The sequence below is a fragment of the Xanthobacter aminoxidans genome, assembly GCF_023571765.1.
Lineage (GTDB): Bacteria > Pseudomonadota > Alphaproteobacteria > Rhizobiales > Xanthobacteraceae > Xanthobacter > Xanthobacter aminoxidans.
On sequence record NZ_JAMJXC010000005.1, the window covers coordinates 190,408 to 204,855 of the forward strand.

The 14,448-nt window shown below is 68.2% G+C and carries 13 protein-coding genes; 2 read left to right on the forward strand and 11 right to left on the reverse strand.

Annotated elements, in window-relative coordinates; all coding sequences use genetic code 11:
• Nucleotides 1-74 precede the first annotated feature (74 nt).
• The 3 genes from EJ105_RS10630 to EJ105_RS10640 all read right to left on the reverse strand — a co-directional run bounded on the left by EJ105_RS10630 (nucleotide 75) and on the right by EJ105_RS10640 (nucleotide 2,633).
• Entirely contained in the window at nucleotides 75-1,787 is a 1,713-nt protein-coding gene (locus tag EJ105_RS10630; RefSeq protein ID WP_250166307.1) for a uracil-xanthine permease family protein, read from the reverse strand.
• 225 nt (nucleotides 1,788-2,012) lie between these two features.
• Nucleotides 2,013-2,327 (reverse strand): hypothetical protein, encoded by a 315-nt coding sequence (locus tag EJ105_RS10635; RefSeq protein WP_024278177.1) that lies wholly within the window; start codon nucleotides 2,325-2,327, stop codon nucleotides 2,013-2,015.
• 108 nt (nucleotides 2,328-2,435) lie between these two features.
• The gene (locus tag EJ105_RS10640) at nucleotides 2,436-2,633 is read right to left on the reverse strand and encodes a DUF2735 domain-containing protein (RefSeq protein ID WP_024278178.1); all 198 of its coding nucleotides are present in this window, start codon (nucleotides 2,631-2,633) and stop codon (nucleotides 2,436-2,438) included.
• 538 nt (nucleotides 2,634-3,171) lie between these two features.
• On the opposite strand from EJ105_RS10640, the gene EJ105_RS10645 reads away from it, so the two are divergent.
• Together EJ105_RS10645 and tam are read left to right on the forward strand one after the other, a co-directional pair.
• Complete coding sequence (locus EJ105_RS10645) at nucleotides 3,172-4,206, forward strand: glutamine synthetase beta-grasp domain-containing protein (RefSeq protein WP_024278179.1); 1,035 nt, start codon at nucleotides 3,172-3,174, stop codon at nucleotides 4,204-4,206.
• A gap of 292 nt (nucleotides 4,207-4,498) precedes the next feature.
• Nucleotides 4,499-5,272, forward strand: a complete 774-nt coding sequence (tam, locus tag EJ105_RS10650) for a trans-aconitate 2-methyltransferase (RefSeq protein WP_250166308.1) — start codon at nucleotides 4,499-4,501, stop codon at nucleotides 5,270-5,272.
• 154 nt (nucleotides 5,273-5,426) lie between these two features.
• Here the strand turns inward: tam and EJ105_RS10655 are convergent, their stop codons facing one another.
• The 8 genes from EJ105_RS10655 to EJ105_RS10690 form a co-directional block, all read right to left on the reverse strand.
• Nucleotides 5,427-5,768: an NIPSNAP family protein gene (locus tag EJ105_RS10655; RefSeq protein WP_250166309.1), complete on the reverse strand. Its 342-nt coding sequence runs from the start codon at nucleotides 5,766-5,768 to the stop codon at nucleotides 5,427-5,429.
• Between the two features lie 137 nt (nucleotides 5,769-5,905).
• Nucleotides 5,906-6,697, reverse strand: a complete 792-nt coding sequence (locus EJ105_RS10660) for a MetQ/NlpA family ABC transporter substrate-binding protein (protein WP_394041994.1) — start codon at nucleotides 6,695-6,697, stop codon at nucleotides 5,906-5,908.
• Between the two features lie 32 nt (nucleotides 6,698-6,729).
• Complete coding sequence (locus EJ105_RS10665; RefSeq protein ID WP_250166392.1) at nucleotides 6,730-7,338, reverse strand: methionine ABC transporter permease; 609 nt, start codon at nucleotides 7,336-7,338, stop codon at nucleotides 6,730-6,732.
• Between the two features lie 70 nt (nucleotides 7,339-7,408).
• Entirely contained in the window at nucleotides 7,409-8,539 is a 1,131-nt protein-coding gene (locus EJ105_RS10670; protein ID WP_250166311.1) for a methionine ABC transporter ATP-binding protein, read from the reverse strand.
• A gap of 292 nt (nucleotides 8,540-8,831) precedes the next feature.
• Nucleotides 8,832-9,395, reverse strand: coding sequence for a TetR/AcrR family transcriptional regulator (locus tag EJ105_RS10675; RefSeq protein WP_250166312.1), 564 nt, complete (start codon nucleotides 9,393-9,395; stop codon nucleotides 8,832-8,834).
• A complete protein-coding gene (locus tag EJ105_RS10680; protein WP_250166313.1) occupies nucleotides 9,395-9,859 on the reverse strand; it encodes a nuclear transport factor 2 family protein in 465 nt (154 codons plus the stop codon). Before EJ105_RS10680 ends, EJ105_RS10675 begins: the two co-directional genes overlap by 1 nt.
• A gap of 119 nt (nucleotides 9,860-9,978) precedes the next feature.
• Entirely contained in the window at nucleotides 9,979-13,110 is a 3,132-nt protein-coding gene (locus tag EJ105_RS10685; RefSeq protein ID WP_250166314.1) for an efflux RND transporter permease subunit, read from the reverse strand.
• Nucleotides 13,110-14,354 carry an efflux RND transporter periplasmic adaptor subunit gene (locus EJ105_RS10690; protein ID WP_250166315.1) on the reverse strand — a complete coding sequence of 415 codons (1,245 nt, stop codon included), beginning with the start codon at nucleotides 14,352-14,354 and terminating at the stop codon, nucleotides 13,110-13,112. Before EJ105_RS10690 ends, EJ105_RS10685 begins: the two co-directional genes overlap by 1 nt.
• Between the last annotated feature and the right edge of the window lie 94 nt (nucleotides 14,355-14,448).

Consider the following 14,448-nt stretch of genomic DNA (forward strand, 5'->3'; position numbering starts at 1 on the left):
ATCATCCTGCCCCCGAAAGATAGTGCGACCAACCGCGTCAGGCATACCACCCGCAGTTGCTGCCCGCCATCCGCCTACTGGTCCACCTCGCAGCGCAGTTCCTGCCGGCCATCCGGCAGCGTGCGGCGGTGGGTGCGGTCGGCGAGTCGCTGGATGAGGTGGAAGGTGATGCCGTTGAGCATGGCGTCCTCGTCCACGCCGGCATCGAAGCTCGGCACCGGCCCCGGCTGGAGTGCGCCGCCGGTCCAGGCGAAGGCCACGTCCAGCACGAACTCGTCGAATCGTGTCGTCACCTCCACCGGCCCCTCCACGAGGGAGGGAGCGGCGGTGGCGAATTCCTCGGCGATCTGGGCGATGCGCCCCACCTCCTCGGTGCGGGCGCCATCGGCGGCGGCGCTATCCATGAGGAACTGGCGCAGCACCGCATGGCCCGCCGCCGGCGTCCAGACGAGGTGGCGGCTCTTCACCGCCCCGATGCGGAACAAGGCATTGAGGCCGAGCGCGGTGAACAGGCCCAGCACCAGCGACGAGGTGAGCAATTCCTGCGCCGAGGCGGAGAGCGCCCGGGCGTAGAAATCCGGAATCTCGTCGAAGGAGATGCCGACGAGAAAGCCGAGGCCCACCACGATGGTGCGCCGCGCATCCAGCATCCTTTGGCCGAGGATGGAAATGCCCGACAGCACGATGAAGGCGGAGGCGAACAGCAAGGCGGCCCCGAGCACCGGCCGGGGAATGGCCATCACCACCACGGACGAGCCGGGAATGAAGGCGAGGGCGATCCAGCCGAGGCCGACGCCCAGCCCCACCCGCCGGGCCTTCACCTCGGTGGCGACCGACAGGCCGACGCTGGCGGAATAGGTGTTGAGGCCCATGGTGCCGATGAGGCCCGCGAACAGCGTGCCGAGGCCGTCGGCCATCACGCCGGCCTCGATGTTGGCATAGTCCGGCCGGCGCCAGTTCGGATCATTGGCGCGCTGGCTCGCCACCATGTCGCCGAAGCTGCGCAGGATGCAGGCGAGGGCGCCCGCGAGGAAGCCGGGCAGCAGCCCGACGCTGAAGCTCGGTACCGCCAGCGGCCAGCGGATCGGCTCCAGCAGGGGCGCGACCGCCACGGGCGGCCGCGGCGCGCCGAGGCCGAAACCAAGGCCCACATGCACCAGCGTGCCGGCGGCCAGCCCCGCCAGCACCGCCATGGCGCGCAGCGGCGGGCTGCCCCAGGCGGCGAGGGCGACCATCACCGCGAGGCCGGCCAATGCGCCGCCGGTACCGGTGAGGGTCACCTGCGCCATCGACGGGCTGTAGCCCACCATCAGCTTGATGGCGACGACGCCGAGGATGATGCCGATGAGCATCACCACCAGCCCGACGATCTCGATGGGCAGGAAGGGGCGGACCCGATGCATCACGCGGCTGAACAGCACCTGCGCGAGGCCGGCCGCGATGGTCATGCCTGCCACCGCGCCCAGCCCGCCGGCGCGGGCGGCATAGAGGGCGGCGGGCAGATAGGCGGCGGTGAAGACCGCGGGCAGGAGATAGCCGCAGCCGATGCGGGGCAGGAAAAGGACAGGCCGGCCCCAGCACTGGAAGAGGGTCGCGACGCCCATGGCCAGCATGGCGAGGTCGATATAGCGCCGCTGCATCTCGGCATCGACGCCGGCCGCCTGCGCCACCAGCAGCGGAAACACCAGCGTCACCGCCATCAGGCCCATGTGCTGCGCCACCGAGCCGACGAGCACGGCGAACGGCGGATGGGACTCGTGATCGTATCGCAGCCTGCCCGTTCCCACGCGCCCCTCCCGAACCCGGCCGCTTGGCGGCTCTTTGTCTGCCCTGCCGAGACCCCGCTCAGGGCGGCCCGCGCGACTCATCTTGCATGGCGCGTGACGGCATGAGGCGATCCGGCGGAAACCGGCCGGGTGAACCTAAAGGGTTTGGGAAAAAGGGGAAAGCGCTCCAGAGGCTTGTCCCGCGTGCTGCACGCGGGACCGTTGCCGGCAGAGCGTGCGGCGCGCCTACAGCGCCACGTAGATGAACTTGTCGGCCTTCAGGGTGGGGTAGTTGGCGCGGAGCGCGGTGGCGATCTTGCCGATCAGGTCCTTGTCGCCCGCAGCCGAGGGGCCGACGAAATCGGTGCCGGCCATCCAGGTCTCGAAGAAGCCGTGCAGGCCCTCGTCGTAATCCGCGCCGGTGGGATTGGCGGATTTGTCGGCGAGGGAGGCGATGCCGTCCTTGCTCACTTCCAGACGCCAGTCGCGATCATCCACCACGGAGCCGATGAGGGCCGCAAGCTCCGCGTTCGTCCAGTCTGTGTTGAGGTCGAGGGCCATTGTCGCAAGTCCTACCCGATGAGGTCTCGGGGAGGACGTCACGCAAGAAGCGGTCCATCGCTGACGCGGGATGGCCGGCGCGCAGGGCGCCGACCCAAGCCCGATGGTTCAGCGGCGGTTGGGGAGATCGGCGGCCTTCACCGCCTCTTCGTGATACCAGCTGCTTCCGATCACGGCCTGCGCGGCTCCCACGGCAGCGATCTCGGCAGCCCATTTCGCCTCTTTGGAGGGCATGCCGTTCTTCGCGTCATTCTTCACCGGGAAGACATAGATTTTCGCGGTCTCGCGCTCGTGGTTCGCAGTCATCACTCCGGTCTCCTGTCCGATGAGCCTCCTGGGCGCCATCACTTGGGATCTTCATAACATGATTTGCACCCTGCATATACATCAAGGCCGGTATATTTTAGTTTAGTGCCTATTTTTTAGGCGGATATAAATTGACGTCACTTATCTCTTTTATTTGCGCGTTTGCTGCATGGCCCGCGCGCGTCTTTCGCAGTGCAGCGGAATGCCTTGTTCCAAGCGTGGGAGCCGCGCTTTTGTTCCCGGGCGATGGCGAATGTTCCTGGCGCCGCGCTGCGCACGGGGTGGCTGCACAGCGGGTGTGCGGGGCGCCTAAGGGTTCGGCCTAATCCTGATGCAGTAATGGGCAGCTGACGTTGCGGCGGCGGTTAAAAAGCCGTTGTCCGGCTATGGGGTCGCTGCTGGCACGCGGATTGCTAGATATGCGCCGGCCCCCGCGGCCGGTGGACCCTTCACGGCCGGACGCTGCAAAGAGTTCCTGAATCAAAGAGTTCGAGAAGTAAAGTCCCGAATTTCACGTCATCGGCTCAGAGAGACTGCAATGCCAAAGTTTAAGCTCGAGTATATCTGGCTCGACGGCTACACCCCGGTTCCCAATCTCCGGGGCAAGACCCAGATCAAGGAATATGACGTGTTCCCGAGCCTCGAGGAGCTGCCGCTGTGGGGCTTCGACGGTTCTTCGACCCAGCAGGCCGAGGGCCGCAGCTCGGACTGCGTGCTGAAGCCGGTCGCCGTCTATCCCGACCCGGCCCGCACCAACGGCGCCCTGGTGATGTGCGAAGTGATGATGCCGGACGGCGTCACCCCGCACCCGACCAACAAGCGCGCCACCATCCTCGATGATGCCGGCGCCTGGTTCGGCTTCGAGCAGGAGTACTTCTTCTACAAGAACGGCCGCCCGCTCGGCTTCCCCGAGGCCGGCTATCCCGCACCGCAGGGCCCCTATTACACGGGCGTCGGCTTCAAGAACGTGGGCGACGTCGCCCGCCAGATCGTCGAGGAGCACCTCGACCTCTGCCTCGCCGCCGGCATCAACCACGAGGGCATCAACGCGGAAGTCGCGAAGGGCCAGTGGGAATTCCAGATCTTCGGCAAGGGCTCCAAGAAGGCCGCCGACGAAGTGTGGATGGCCCGCTACCTGCTCCTGCGTCTCACCGAGAAGTACGGCGTGGACATCGAGTTCCACTGCAAGCCGCTCGGCGACACCGACTGGAACGGCTCGGGCATGCATGCCAACTTCTCCACCTCCTACATGCGTGAAGTGGGTGGCAAGGCGTATTTCGAGAAGCTGATGGCGGCGTTCGAGGCCAACCTCGACGACCACATCGCCGTCTATGGCCCGGACAACCACATGCGCCTCACCGGCAAGCATGAGACCGCGCCGTGGAACAAGTTCTCCTACGGCGTTGCGGACCGTGGCGCGTCCATCCGCGTCCCGCACTCGTTCGTGAAGAACGACTACAAGGGCTATCTTGAGGATCGCCGCCCCAACTCCATGGGCGACCCCTACCAGATCGCCTCGCAGATCCTGAAGACCATCTCTTCGGTTTCCACCGACGTCTCGGCTGCGGCCTGACGCCTTCGCCACGGCGCCCTCCGCGCGCCGTGGCGTTTTTTTGAGGCCGTGACGACCTGTTCGTTCCGCCGACTGCCGCGCGCGCTTCTTCTCGCGCTCTCCCTCCGGCCTTTGCCGTCGAGCCCGCGCCATTCGCGCCTGATTTTCCGTCCTATCTTCGGCAAGCCCGTCCCTTGGGGATGAGAACTGCGCCGTGCCGATCGCCCTCCGCGGCGAAGCTGGTATAAGCGGGGGACATCCCTTGCGGCGCCGCGCCGTGGCGCCGCCGACCTCCTCGCGCCCGGAGCCGCCGATGCCCGCCGACTGGAACGCCAGCCAATATCTGAAGTTCGAGGACCAGCGCACCCGCCCGGCGCGCGATCTCCTCGCGGCGGTGCCGCTTCAGAGCGCGGCGTTCGTAGTGGATCTTGGCTGCGGCCCCGGCAATTCCACCGAAATCCTGGCGCAGCGCTTTCCCGGCGCGGAGTTGCTCGGGCTCGACACCTCGCCGGCCATGCTGGAGGCGGCCCGCGCCCGCCTGCCCGGCGTCACCTTCGCGCTCGGTGACGCCTCAACCTTCACGTTGCCGAAGCCGGCGGACCTCATCTACGCCAACGCCGTGCTGCAATGGGTGCCGGACCACGCCACCCTCCTGCCGCGCCTCATGTCGCTGCTGGCGCCCGGCGGGGTGCTGGCGGTGCAGATGCCGGACAATCTGGAAGAGCCGTCCCACGTCGCCATGCGCGAGACGGCCATGGCCGGCCCGTGGGCGGATAAGCTCCACGCCGCCACCCGCGCCCGCACCGTGCTGCCGGAGCCCGGCGCCTATTACGACATGCTGAAGCCCCACGCGGGGGCGGTGGACGTGTGGCACACCATCTACAACCACCCGCTCGACGGCATCCCGGCCATTGTGGAATGGGTGAAGGGCACGGGCCTTCGGCCCTTCATCGATCCGCTGGAGGGGGACGAGCGCACGCAGTTTCTGGAGGAATACGCCGCCCGCCTCGCCGATTCCTACCTGCCGCGGGTGGATGGCAAGGTGCTCCTCGCCTTCCCCCGCTTCTTCATCGTGGCGGTGAAATAAAGGCCTGCGGCGCCCCGGCGCCCGCCGGGATCGGGGGAGACCTGAGGTTGGCGGAGTCTCGACACCGAACCGCGACGGGAGGTGAGGCTCCGATACCCGGCCGCGATCTTCCCCCGGCCGCTCCGAAGCCGAGGTGCCTTGGAAGGTGCCGTGCCTAGCCTTGCACGCCGAGCGGCGCGGAGAAGCCGACGGCATTGAGCAGGATGTCTTCGATCCCCTGCACGGGCTCTCCGCTCGTCTCGCGGGTCACCCGCTTGATCTCATTCCACTCCTCATCCGCCATGAAACGCCGCCACGCCTCCTCCTTCGCGGGAAGGTCTGGCCAGGAGAGGATATAGACGAATCTGAGATTGTCCGGCTCGTCCGACAGCCACATGGCGACAATCTTGAACCCATATCTTTCGCGCATGATCCGCGCGGCGTGATCGCGGAAGCGGGCCAGAAAGACATCCTTGAGATCGGGGTTTATGCGATAGAGACGAAGCTGATTGATCACGGGCGCTGCTTTCCGACGGGTATGTCATCTTTGGCGATCGCGTCTGCGCGGCGGTTCCCGGGAGGCTTTCAACACCGTCTGGAATCGCCGTGGACTCTGGACCGCATGCGGCAGCATAGCCGCGCCCGCGAAGCGCTTCACCAGCTCGGCAGAACGGCGCCCTTGAAGGTTTCGAGGATGAAGGTGCGTGTCTCCGGCGACTGGTAGATCTCGACGAAGGTTTTCACCCACGGCTTGTCCTTGTCCTGCGCGCGCACGGCGATGACGTTGACATAGGGCCCCTTGGGGTCCTCGCGCAGGATGGGGTCCTTCACCGGATCGAGCCCGGCCTCCTTGGCGTAGTTGGTGTTGATGCCCGCAGCCGCGAGGTCGGGGAGGGAGCGCGGCAGTTGCGCCGCGTCGATCTCCACGAACTTCAGCTTCTTGGGGTTCTCCACCACGTCGATCGCCGAAGCCTTCACGCCCACGCCGGGCTTCAGCTTGATGAGGCCCTTGTCGGCGAGCAGCAGCAGCACGCGGCCGCCATTGGTGGGATCGTTCGGGATGCCGATGGACGATCCGGCCGGGATGTCCTCGAACTTCTTGTATTTGGTGGAATAGATGCCGATCGGGAAGTTCACCGTGCTGCCCACGGAAACGATCTTGTAGCCGCGATCGGCGATCTGGTTGTCGAGATAGGGCTGGTGCTGGAAGGAGTTGGCCTCGATGTCGCCGGACGACAAGGCGGCGTTGGGCACCACATAGTCGGAGAACTCGATCACCTTGATGTCGAGCCCCTTCTTGGCCGCCTCTTCCTTCACCTTCTCCAGGATCTGGGCGTGGGGGCCGGGGGTGACGCCGACCTTGATGGTCTCGGCGGAAGCAGAGAACGCGACGAGGGAAATGCCGGCGGCGAGCGCCAGAGCGAGGGCCTTCATGGAAACCTCCATCTGAATTTGTAAGGGTCTGTGTGCGCCGGGGCTCAGCCGCGGCTGCGCTTGTCGAGGCGGCGGGCGAGGCGGTCGCCGAGGGTCTGCACCGCCTGCACGAGAAGGATGAGCACGAGCACCACCGCCGCCATCACCTCAGGCATGAAGCGCTGGTAGCCGAAGCGGATGCCGAGGTCGCCGAGCCCGCCGCCGCCCACCGCGCCCACCATGGCCGAATAGCCGAGCAGCGACACCGCCGCGAGGGTGAGGGCCAGCGTGATGGCGGGCAGCGCCTCAGGCAGCAGCACCTTGGCGACGATCTGGATGGGGCTTGCGCCCATGGCCCGCGCCGCCTCCACCAGCCCCTGGTCGACCTCGCGGATGGCGGCCTCGATGAGCCGCGCGATGAAGGGAGCTGCCGCCACCGTCAGAGGCACGATGGCCGCGCTGGTGCCGATGGAGGTGCCCGCCACAAGGCGGGTGAAGGGGATGATGGCGACCACGAGGATGATGAAGGGCGTGGAGCGCGCCGCATTCACCACGAGGCCGAGGGACTGGTTGAGCCACGGCGCCGCGAACAGCTCGCCCGCCCGGCTGGTGGCGAGGAACACGCCGAGCGGCAGGCCGATGAGCGTGCCGAGAGCGCCGGAGACGGCCACCATGTAGAGCGTCTGCTGGGTGGCGTCGATGATGAGGTCGACGATGGTGGGCGGCAGCAGGCCGAAGGTGATGTCAAACATAGCCGAGGACCTCCGCCGTCAGATTGAGCCGTTCCACGGCATTGATGACGGCGCTGAGCGTGGGCGCGTCGCCCGGCACCGAGACCACGATGACGCCGAAGGGCGTGCCGGCGATTTCGTCCACCTGGGCCTGGATGATGTTCACGTCCACCGAGAGCAGGCGCGACACGCGCGACAGTACCGGGTCCTGCGCGTGCTGGCCGGTGAAGACGATGCGCAGCACCGCCTGGTCGCGGCCGTCACGCGGCTCGGCGGAAAGCTGCTCGGCGACGCGGCGCGGCAGGCTCTTCGCGGTCAGGGCGGCGAGGAAGGAGCGGGTGGTGGGGTGGCGCGGCCGGGCGAACACCTCATAGGTGGCGCCGTCCTCCACGATGCGGCCGCCGTCGATCACCGCCACCTTGTCGGCCACCGCCTTGATGACCGCCATCTCGTGAGTGATGAGCAGCACGGTGAGGTTCAGTTCCGCATTCACGCGGCGCAGCAAAGCGAGGATCTGCTCGGTGGTCTCGGGGTCGAGGGCCGAGGTGGCCTCGTCGGAGAGCAGCACGCGGGGGCGGGTGGCGAGCGCGCGGGCGATGCCGACGCGCTGCTTCTGGCCGCCGGAGAGCTCGGCCGGGTAGCGGTCGCGCTTGTCGGACAGGCCGACGAGATCGAGCAGCGGCTCGACCCGCGCCTTGATTTCGGCGCGCGGCACGCCGGCGATCTCCAGCGGCAGGGCCACATTGTCGAAGGCGGTGCGGCGCGCCAGCAGGTTGAAGTGCTGGAAGATCATGCCGATGGAGCGCCGCTCCTTGCGCAGCGCGGCCTCGTCGAGGGCGCCGATGTCCACGTCATCCACCAGCACGCGCCCGCCGGAGGGCTTTTCCAGCCCGTTGACGAGGCGGATGAGGGTGGACTTGCCCGCCCCCGACCGGCCGATGACGCCGAGGATGGCGCCCTCCGGCACGTCCAGCGTGATGTCGGAGAGGGCATGCACCGCCGCGTGGCCGCTCCGGGCGGGAAAGGTCTTCGCCACCCGCTCGAAGCGGATGATGGAGCGCGCGGGCGCGGGGATGGCGGCGGGGGCGGCAGACGGGTCTGGAAGGGTAGGCACGGCGGCCGCCAAAGTCAGGGGGGCGTTCATGAAAGGCTCCGGCATTGCCGGCTGTTCGTCAATCCGGTCTTTCGTCCGGCGCGGAGACGCCGCGGGAGGGAGCGGAGGACGGGGGAACAGGCGGCTCGGGAAGGGATGGGTGTCGGCGCAACCGGGACAGGGCCACGCTCTGCGCGGCATTCGGCGGTTTCACGCCGCTCCAGCGGCTGTCAGCGACACATCATCATAGGAAGGCCCATCCGTTCCGGGGCGAACATGGCGGCAATATTGTTCGTTTTATCGAACGCGTCAAGTCTGAATTAAGTTGATTATATTTGTCTGGTTAGAGTCCGTCCAGCAGCCGCTGGCCCAGCCGCTCCAGCGCCCGGCCGAACACGGCGGGATCATCCAGCGCCCGGGCCAGCACCAGCGCGCCCTGGATGGCGAGCACCGCTTCCTCCGCCCGGTCGTCCGCTTGAGCGGAGGGGAAGCCCGCGCGGGTGAGGGCGGCGGCCAGCGCATCCCGCCAGCGGGCGAAGTAGGAGGCGACCGCTGCGCCGAACCGGTCCCGCACCTCGCCCAAAGCGAACACGCCCACAAGGCAGACGCGCCGGCCCGAGCGGAAATAGGCATCGGTGCGGGCCAGCATGTCCCGCACGGCGGCGGCGGGGTCGCCGTCTGCCCGCAGGGGCGCGTAGACATTGACCTCGAACCAGCCGTCGATCTCGGCGAGCACGGCAGCCGCCATCTCCTCCTTCCCGCCGGGGAAGAAGTGATAGAGGCTTCCCTTGCCGAGCCCGGTGCGGGCGGTGATGTGGGCGAGGCTCGCCCCCTCGTATCCGTGCTCGCGGAACACCTCGCCCAGGAGGGGCAGGATGTCCGCGCGCTCGGCCACCGTTCGTGCCATCACATCCCCAGTTCGGTGAGGCCCGGATGGTCCGCCGGACGCGGGCCGAGGGGCCAGAGGAAGCGGCGGTCGCTCTCGGCGATCGCCACGTCGTTGATGGAAGCCTCGCGCCGGCGCATCAGGCCCTCGGCGTCGAACTCCCACTGCTCGTTGCCATAAGAGCGGTACCACGCGCCATCGGCATCGTGCCACTCATACTGGAAGCGCACCGCGATGCGGTTGTCGTTCAGCCCCCACAGCTCCTTGATGAGGCGATAGTCCAGCTCCCGCCGCCACTTGGCGGTGAGGAAGGTGACGATCTCCGGCCGGCCGGTGAGAAAGTCGGAGCGGTTCCGCCAGCGGCTGTCCGGCGTGTAGGCGAGGGAGACGCGCTCGGGGGCGCGGGTGTTCCAGGCATCCTCCGCCATGCGCACCTTCTGCGTGGCGGTCTCGACGGTGAAGGGTGGCAGCGGCGGGCGGGCCATGGGTGTCTCCTGTACTAATTGGTCAATAATGTACCAATTGGTACAGATAGCGACGCGAGTCAAGCGGCCCTCCCGTCCGGGTGGAGGGGAGGGCCGCTCGCGGTGGGTGGATGGCTCGGCTACTCGCCTGCCGGATGGTGCAGGGCCGGAGGCAGATCGTGGCCATCCGGCTCGTCCTTGGCGCCGATGAAGCGACCGAAGATGCGGCCGAGGATGTGGCTCAAATCGTCCATCACCGTGAACACCGCCGGCACGAACACCAGCGACAGTACGGTGGAGGTGATGAGGCCGCCGATGACCGCGATGGCCATGGGCGCGCGGAAGGCGCCGCCTTCGCCCAGCGCCATGGCCGAGGGCACCATGCCCGCCACCATGGCGATGGTGGTCATGACGATGGGCTGCGCCCGCTTGCGGCCGGCCTCGATGAGGGCGGTGAAGCGGTCGACGCCCTGGTGCATGGACTCGATGGCGAAATCCACCAGCAGGATGGCGTTCTTCGTCACGATGCCCATCAGCATGAGGAAGCCGATGACCACCGGCATGGATACCGAATTGCCGGTGATGAGCAGTGCGATGAAGGCGCCGCCCACGCTCAGCGGCAGGGAGACCAGGATGGTGATGGGCTGGAGGATGTCGTGGAACAGCAGCACCAGCACCGCCAGAACCAGCATCAGGCCCGCCGCCATGGCCATGGCGAAGCCGGAGAACACCTCCGCCATGATCTCGGCGTCGCCGGCCTCCTTCAGCGTCACGCCGGCAGGCAGGTTCTGCGAAGCGGGCAGGGCCTTCACCTTGGCGAGGGCGTCGCCCAAAGGCGTGTCGCCCACGAGGTCCGCCTCCACCGCCACGCGCCGCGCGCGGTCGTAGCGGTCCAGCGCCGTCGGGCCCTTGCCGAACTGGACATCCGCCACGGCGGAGAGCGGCACCGCGCCGCCGGAGGCGGTGGGCACCTTCAGTGCGTCGAAGGTGGAGAGCCGGGTCCGCGCGTTCTCGGCGAGCTGCACGCGGATGTCGATCTGCCGGTCCTTGGCGGAGAACTTGGCGAGGTTGGCGGAGATGTCGCCGATGGTGGCGATGCGCACCGTCTCGGCGATGGTGTCCACCGAGACGCCCAGCTCCGCCGCCTCGTCCAGCTTGGGCACGATGCGGATCTCCGGCCGGTCCAGGGCGGCGGAGGAGACAACGTTGGCAAGTTCCGGCACGTCGGCGCGCACCGCCTTCTCCACCGCCACGGCGGCATCCGCGACGGACGCGCCATCGCTGCCGGAGAGGATCACCTGGAAGCCGCGCTGGGTGTTCTGCCCGTTCTGGCTCCAGGAGACGCGCAGGTCCGGCATGGCGGCCAGCGTCTTCGAGAACTGGGTCTCGAAGGTCTTCTGGTCGATCTTGCGCTCGCTGCGCGGCTTCAGGTTGATGACGACCTGCGCCTTGCGCACCTCGCCGGAGGTGAGGGCGAGGCCGCCGGAGCCGCCGGAGCCGGCGGTGGCGTAGACGCTCCTCACCTCGGGCAGGCTGAGGGCCGCGCGGGCGATCTCGTCCGACACCTTCTGCGTCTCCGCCAGCGTGCTGCCGGGCGGCAGCTCCACCGAGAGAAGGGCGCGGGAGATGTCGTTGGTGGGCAGGAAGCCGGAGGGCAGCAGCGTGGACAGCCAGATGGAGCCGGCGAAGATGGCGATGCCCATGCCGATGGTGGCGAAGCGGTGCTTCACCGACCAGGAGAGCAGGCGCACGTAGCCGCGCATCACGAGGCTGTCCCGGCCCTCGCGGTGGCCGGTGTCCTTCAGGAAATAGGCCGCCACCAGGGGCGTGATGAGCCGCGCCACCGCCAGCGAGAACAGCACGGCGATGGCCACCGTGAGGCCGAACTGCTTGAAGTACTGGCCCGCGATGCCGCCCATGAAGGACACGGGCGCGAACACGGCGGCGATGGTGAGGGTGGTCGCCACCACCGCGAGGCCGATCTCGTCCGCCGCCTCAATGGCCGCGCGATAGGGAGATTTCCCCATGCGCATGTGGCGGACGATGTTCTCGATCTCCACGATGGCGTCGTCCACCAGGATGCCGGTGACGAGCGTGATGGCGAGCAGGCTCACCGCGTTCAGCGAGAAGCCCAGCATGTCCATGACCCAGAAGGTGGGCAGGATGGAGAGCGGGATCGCAAGCGCGGTGATCAGCGTCGCGCGGATGTCGCGCAGGAACAGGAACACCACGATGACCGCGAGGATGGCACCCTCGATCAGCGTGTGCATGGCGCTCTGGTAGTCCGACTTGGTGAAGCGGACCGTGGTGTCGATCTCGGTGATGGTGACGTCGGGATGGGCGGCGCGCAGCTTGGCGAGTTCCTCGGTCACGCGGTCATAGACCGTCACGTCCGAGAAGCCCTTGGCGCGGTAGACGCCGAAGGCCACCACGCTCTTGCCGTCGAGCCGGGCGAACACGCGCTGCTCCGCCGCGCCGTCCACCACGCTGCCCAGCTCCCCCAGCCGCACGGAGCGGCCGTTGGAGAGCACGATGCGGGTGTCGGCCAGCGCTTCCACCGAGGACGCGCCGGCGAGCGTGCGGATGGGCTGCTCCTGCGTGCCCACTTCGCCCCGGCCGCCGGAGACGTCGAGATTGGTGGCGCGCAATTGCCGGCTCACCTCGGCGGCGGTGATGCCGAGCGACATCAGCCGGTCGGGATTGAGGGAGATGCGGATCTCGCGGTCCACGCCGCCCTGCCGCTTCACCTGCGCCACGCCGCGCACGCCCTGCAAAGCGCGGGCGAGGGTGTCGTCGATGAACCAGCTCACCTGCTCCGTCGTCATGTTGGGCGCGGAGACCGCGTAGGTGACGATGGGCAGGCCTTCGATGTCGATGCGCTGGATCTGCGGCTCGTCGATGGAGCGAGGCAGGTCCATGCGGATCTTGGTGATGGCGTCGCGCGTGTCGTTCACGGCGCGGTCCACCAGCGTCTCCAGGTGGAATTCCACCAGCGTGACGCTCGCCCCCTCGCTGATGGAGGAGGTGATGTGCTTGACGCCGGAGATGCCGGCGATGGCGTTCTCCACCTTCTTCGTCACCTGCGTCTCCAGCTCGCTCGGCGCGGCGCCGGACTGGGTGACGGTGACCATGACGATGGGCAGGTCGATGTTCGGCATCTGCGTCACCGGGAGTTCCCGGAAATGCACGATGCCGAGCGCCGTCAGGATGAAAAAGAAGACGAGCGCGGGGACGGGCTTGCGGATCGCCCAGGCGGAAACGTTGAGGGCCATCAGCGCGCCTCGCCCAGGGAGACGGGCGCCGTCACCGGCGTCACCCGGTCGCCGTCGCGCAGGAAGCTGCCGGCCCGCGCCACCACGTCGGCGTCGGCGGAGAGCCCCTCGGTGACGAGGATGCGGCCCTCCTTCTTCAGGCCGGGCGTGATGCGCTGGATGCCGACGATGCCGTCGGTGACGGTGAGCACATAGGCGCCCTCCGCGTCGAACATGACGGCGGACTGGGGCAGGCTGAGGCCCTTCACCTCGCCGAGCGCGATCACCGCGCGGCCGTAGGCGCCGGACTTCAGGCGCGGGTCGTCGGGCAGCGCGATCTTCACCTTGCCGAGGCGCGAGGCGCGGTCCACCTCGGCGGAGACGAGGCGGACCTTGCCGCCGATGGGCTCGTCGAAGCCGGCCGGCACCACCTGCACGGAAAGCCCGTCCTTCATGCGCGGCATGGCGCCTTCCGGCACGTCGGCGTCGAGGTCCATGGCGCCGTCCTCGGCGATGCGGAACAGCGGCGCGGCGCGGGTGGAGAGGGCGATGGCGCCGAGCTTGGCCTCGCGCGACAGCACGAGGCCGGCGGCGGGGGCGCGCACATCGGTGCGCTTCAGCTTCACCTCGATCTCGTCGCGCTGCGCCTTCACGAACACCGCTTCCGCCTGGGCGGCGATCAGCGTCTCGCGGGCGGCGGCGACCTGGGCGGTGGCGACCTTGGCCGCGCGCTCGCGCTGCTCCAGCTGCTCCTGCGAGGAGGTGCCGGTCTTGCTGAGCTGGCGGGTGCGCTCCACGGCGGAGGTGGCTTCGGTTTCCTGCGCGATGGCCTGATCGAGCGCCGCCTGCTGCTGGGCGATGGCGGCGCGGGCCTTGGCGGCGGAGGCGGTATTCTGGGCGAGCTGGGTCTCCAGCACGTCGCGCGAGAGGCGGGCCAGCACCTGGCCCTTCTGGACCCGGTCGCCGGCCTCCACCAGGATCTCCATGAGGCGATAGCCCTCGATCTCCGGCCCCACCTCGATCTCTTCGCGCGGCTTGATGGAGCCGGTGACGAGCAGCGTGTCGGTCAGGGTATCGGGCCGGGGCTTCACCACCGTCACCGAAAGCGCCGACGCGCGGGCCGCGTCGGCCGCCTTCGCGGGCTCGGCCGCAGTCGCAGGGGGCGCGGCAAGGGCGCCGGCGGCGAGAACGGCGAAGGCCGAGACGGCAAGGCGGGAGGCCGCGGAGCGGGCGGGACGGAGCGCCGGACGGACGGACGCGGACATGGCGGAAAGAACCTCGTTCCGGATGGGCGCGGGAACGTGCGGTTCAACCGCGGCATTCCCGTGACGTAAGGGGGCGAAGATGCAGTTCTCGATG